Here is a 4,747-nt window from a genome sequence, read left to right on the forward strand (position 1 = left end):
TTAGCAACAGGAGGTGTTGCTGAATATATATCCATGTTCATGGATTAAGTCCCCACTTGTTTTTAGGTGGGAACTAAATTAAGGCTTATAGGATCGCTTGGTAAGGCTGTGTTAGCCGGATGCTTACTTTATAAATAGAGTTTTGATCTATGACCAATTTATTCCCTATATCTGGCATCAACAATGTACAGAGTGATGATGCCTTAAAGCGTGGTGGTGATTCACCTACTTTGTTTGTACGTGATGCGGTGAATGTTGATATTTCGGCAACAGGTAAGCTGCACTTGCGTAAAGGTGGAGAACTTGTCACGTCGTTAAAATATGAAAACCTATGGCAAAGCCCATTACATCAAGATGTATTTGCAACACTCAACGGCGAACTTGTCAGGATTAATCCACAAACATGGACTTCTGAGAACCTGGCATTTGTTGGGAAAAATGTCCGATTTGAAGTGATTAATAACTTGGTTTATATCAATGGCTCAAGAGGTCTATTTTCTTATAATGGTTTTGCTGTCAGTCCTTTAACTATTGATACACCAGCATCACCATTATTGCAGCAAGATACCGATGGCACACTCAAGACAGGTCAATATAGTGTGGCTATTTCATGGCTCCGTAATGGCGTTGAATCAGCAGTATCAGCAATGACTCATATCGAATTATCTGGCCAGAGTAATTATGACCAGACCAATGACTTGAGTATCAATGTTACTTTGCCTTTTTGCCTTGATGATACCGTAACAGACGTTGCAATCTATGTGACACAACGCAATGGCGGTGAGTTATACAAGTTTGGGACTTATCCAGTATCGACCAACCAAGTCTCTATCCATGAAATTGGGCGATTAGGAAAAATGGCACAGTTTCAGTACTTATCACCTATGCCAAGTGGTAAGTTTATGAAGTACTGGAATGGTCGCTTGATTACCGCAGATCGTAATGTGATTAAGTTTTCTGAACCTATGGCATATCACCTCTATGATGAGCGCCACGGCTATATGATGATGCCTCAACGGATTACCTTCATTCAACCTGTCGATGGTGGGATTTGGGTCGGGCAAACCGATCACGTTGCATTTCTGACAGGATCTCAACCAAAGGATATGACATACACCCGAAAATCAACTCAAGCACCGATTTATGATAGCTGTATGTTGGTGGATGCTGATTTAGTTGGGGATGATGTTTCCCAAAATGCCAACTGTGCTTTATGGCTGGCAGAGAATGGCTATGTATTGGGTACAGCAACAGGACAATTGATTCAATATCAAGCTGGCAAACTTCAAGGCATTACCGCAAATTCGAGTAGGTCTGTAAGGCTAGGGCGAAGGGTTATAACCACAGTAACCTAGGGGCAATTTTATTGCTGACTTAGGTTGCAAACATGAACAACGGACTACGCAAAGAACTTAAACGCTCTCTTGATCAAGAACAATATGATCTTACTGGAGATGGCTTGTATTTCCCACGACAAGGCATCCAAGTCACAGGTAAATACTTTGACCGTGTTAATGATGGAGAATGGTCGTGTACTAAGAACCTTGTGGTTGCTGAAGGTCTCTCTCATATCTTAAATGTTGCTCTAGGCAGCACCGCAAAACCAGCAGGTTATTACTTGGCACTGTTTAATGGAGCAACAGCACCAGCAGCTAACTGGACAGCCTCAAATTTTCCATCAGTTGCATCTGAAATCACAAGTACAACCGAAGGCTATAGCAATGCTACTCGTCCACAGTGGACTCCGAATGTGGCTTCAAGTGGTTCAATTAGCAATCTCTCAGCAATGGCATCTTTAACTATTGCAACAGCAGCAAGCCTGAGTGTCACAGGTGCGGCATTACTCACTAACAGTACTCGCGGCGGAACAAGTGGCGTGTTGGTATCTGCAACCAAGTTTGCATCTGCTCGTACTTTCCAAAATGGGGATGTGTACCAACTTGGTTATGAGCTAGATCTCTCGGTTTAATATTATGTATAGTCCTCAGCCGCATGGTCTTGTGATCAAGGGTGGCGGCAAGCTGACTGCTCAAGATAGTGTTTATGTTGATGCAGTCGTTCGCCGTTTTCTAAATTTCAAACAAGTTTCTAATTTAGAAAACTTGCGTAGATATTACGACCTGCCAAATGGCGGGAATTTTATCGTGCAGCACATGGGGGGTATATTTCGGGTTATTATTTATAAAGGCCCAACTGAAAAAGACAAACAAGAATCAAATTTAGAAAAACTAGGTGTACCTATGTTGTTTTGCGGTTCAATTAGTACCGATAAGATTGCAAATGGTAATCAAGTTCCAATCAAGATCAGTTCACTTACAAGAAAACGCCTTGCTCAATATAGCGAAGATGCAGAGCTACCTAAAGAACAACTCTCTTTAAAACGATTCAATGTCAAAGTAAATGACAATGTTGTACCTGAGTTTTCAAAAGCATCTACTCAATATGAATTGCAACGACCAACATGGTATAGCGGAGCTATGGCTGAGGTTATGCAGATCATTGGCGGGTATGGGAAGCAACCAGAGAAAGTTGATTTTAAGGATAAGACATTTGAAAACATTCAGATGCGACTGCCTAATAGTGTACTTTCAAGCATAAATTCTGAGTTAAGTGGCATGTTGTTACCAGGATACACAGGCAAACCAGATACAAAAGGTCAATTTCAGTACGACTATAAATTCTCAAAGACTCATGCTATTGGTTTTGATGGTGATCAGTCGCCTTGGTTGTTGCAAGTATCCAAAGATGGCTTGTTTGCTATGCCTTTGCCAGTCATACCAGCAACTACTACAAAGGCATTCAAGTTATATATCTTAGATAAAGGGGATACCGAACTTAGCATGATCATTGATAAGTTTGGCGGACTACCAAGTGGAGAATCATTTCCGTCAGATGAGGAAGAATTTAAAGCATGGCAACGCGCTGGAGTGATTATTAAGCTGTGTGATATGGCTGAGTTTTATGAGAATAATCCATATAGTGATGCATGTGGATGGTCATTTAACACTAAGGCTGATACTGGTTTCAATACCTGCCAAAATGTAAAAGATGGTTATAACATTAGCTTATCTTATATTCTTCTCATCACCTTAAAAGCATCAAAATATAAGAATGGATGGGTAAGTAAAGTTAATGTACCACCAGAAAATGCAGAAGCCGTTGCAACGTATATAGCAAGTATCAATAAATTATTGGATGATAAAGTTAAATCCATTGCAATAAAATATAAGATGCGCATGACAATGGATAAGGTGATAGAACGAGCATCAAGTGGTGATACTGGTAGTGATGAGATTGATTATTGGGATAAGTTAGAGATTGAGCCAATAGCAAATCACAATGGACAATTGCTTTTCGTTGATTCAGGAAAGTTTTGTTATGCCGTTGAAAACAATGCTGACCCAGTATCAAGTGAATATATAAAAGTGCTAGATTCAACAGTATATAAACCAAGTTTGGGTGTTTATAGTTCCCCACCATACAAAATGGTTTTGGGTGAAGTCACACGTAATATTAGTCAAAATCCAGAAGATACGCCAAAACTCTATATTCCAAATGTTACAAGTTCTATGGTTTCACATACTGCTATTAGCCCACAAAATGTTAATTGGGAATACAATAAAAATCTTGTTTGCAATACTGTTATGTATGGGTATTTTGTTGGGGATGACTTCAAAGTTGTTCGATATTATTTTGATTCCAATATTAATCGTGATTATAAGAATAACTATAAAGACTACAATGATAATGATCATGCGAAAATGATTGGAAGTTCAAGCACTATTAAACTTAATGTTGGTGTATCAAATATTGCAGGGTTCTATACCACTGATTTTGATATGAAAGGCTATAGTCTTTTACTTGATGCTACATGGAGTTTTAATAGCTCAACAACAGGATTAAGCCCAGGATTTCATGGTTCCCTAGATGATATGGCTTACAAGGCTATTGGATACGCTTGGGAACAAAATTTCAGTGTTACCTTAAATAAAACTCCAAATTTATGTGTAGTTATTCCATGTTTTAATCGCAATGAAAGTTTCTTTATTAAGAAAGAATATACACCTTCAAAATATTCAACTATTAATGGGAAATCAGGCTCAAGTATATCAAGGTATGTTTATAGGTTTGGTTATGATTATATTGATCCAAAAAATAGAAACTTAGGTGTAAATATTAAAGTGACCACCGAGATAGATATAGCAACGAATCAATCATCAACAATCTATAGCCCTAGTATTATTGGAACGTATGAAGATACACCACAGTGGCTTAGTGTTGGTCAGATTGTTTATACAGGTGCAAATTACGATAAAGAATATTTTGCTATTGAAAATGAAAAAAAAATAGCTTGGGGTGCTGGAATTAAAAATAGCTATACAGAATTAAAACTTACATCGAGTGTACAATCCAAACTTTCATCGGTAAAAATTCATGGCACACCCTTAAATAGAGTCACAGAAATTGCTGACGTTACAAGTCGTGACAGCTATAGCTCTCCATATAATCATCCTTACATAGAGAGCTGTAAGATCGTATTTGGCAAACAACAATATGAGAACATTGGTTTAAGCAAAGACCTAAATGATCGTAAAACTTTTGGTTCAACCAAGTTTTCAGTTGACATCCTCCCCGACCTAAAGGACGGGGATTCCCCCTGCGAGACGCTCATGTCCGAGCGCGAGAATATTCAGTGCTGAGTTTATGTCTCGATCATGGAGCGTACCGCACTCCATGCACTGCCATT

General features: G+C 38.8%; 3 protein-coding genes. 2 read left to right on the plus strand and 1 reads right to left on the minus strand.

Going from position 1 to position 4,747, the window contains the following annotated elements; all coding sequences use genetic code 11:
• Positions 1-149 precede the first annotated feature (149 nt).
• Together GBN19_RS14600 and GBN19_RS14605 are read left to right on the plus strand one after the other, a co-directional pair.
• A complete protein-coding gene (locus tag GBN19_RS14600; protein ID WP_151778625.1) occupies positions 150-1,355 on the plus strand; it encodes a hypothetical protein in 1,206 nt (401 codons plus the stop codon).
• Between the two features lie 32 nt (positions 1,356-1,387).
• Entirely contained in the window at positions 1,388-1,969 is a 582-nt protein-coding gene (locus tag GBN19_RS14605; RefSeq protein WP_151778626.1) for a hypothetical protein, read from the plus strand.
• 2,668 nt (positions 1,970-4,637) lie between these two features.
• Here GBN19_RS14605 and GBN19_RS14610 read toward each other — a convergent pair.
• Positions 4,638-4,747 (minus strand): transposase (locus tag GBN19_RS14610; protein WP_171494437.1); only part of this gene is annotated, 110 nt, incomplete at its 5' end.

This window comes from Acinetobacter brisouii, from assembly GCF_008993995.1.
Taxonomy (GTDB): domain Bacteria; phylum Pseudomonadota; class Gammaproteobacteria; order Pseudomonadales; family Moraxellaceae; genus Acinetobacter; species Acinetobacter brisouii_A.

What these genes read in the sequence shown, in the direction of transcription:
- GBN19_RS14605 (WP_151778626.1), top strand. Translation starts at nt 1,388, where the DNA reads ATGAACAACGGACTACGCAAAGAACTTAAACGCTCTCTTGATCAAGAA.
- GBN19_RS14600 (WP_151778625.1), top strand. Translation starts at nt 150, where the DNA reads ATGACCAATTTATTCCCTATATCTGGCATCAACAATGTACAGAGTGAT.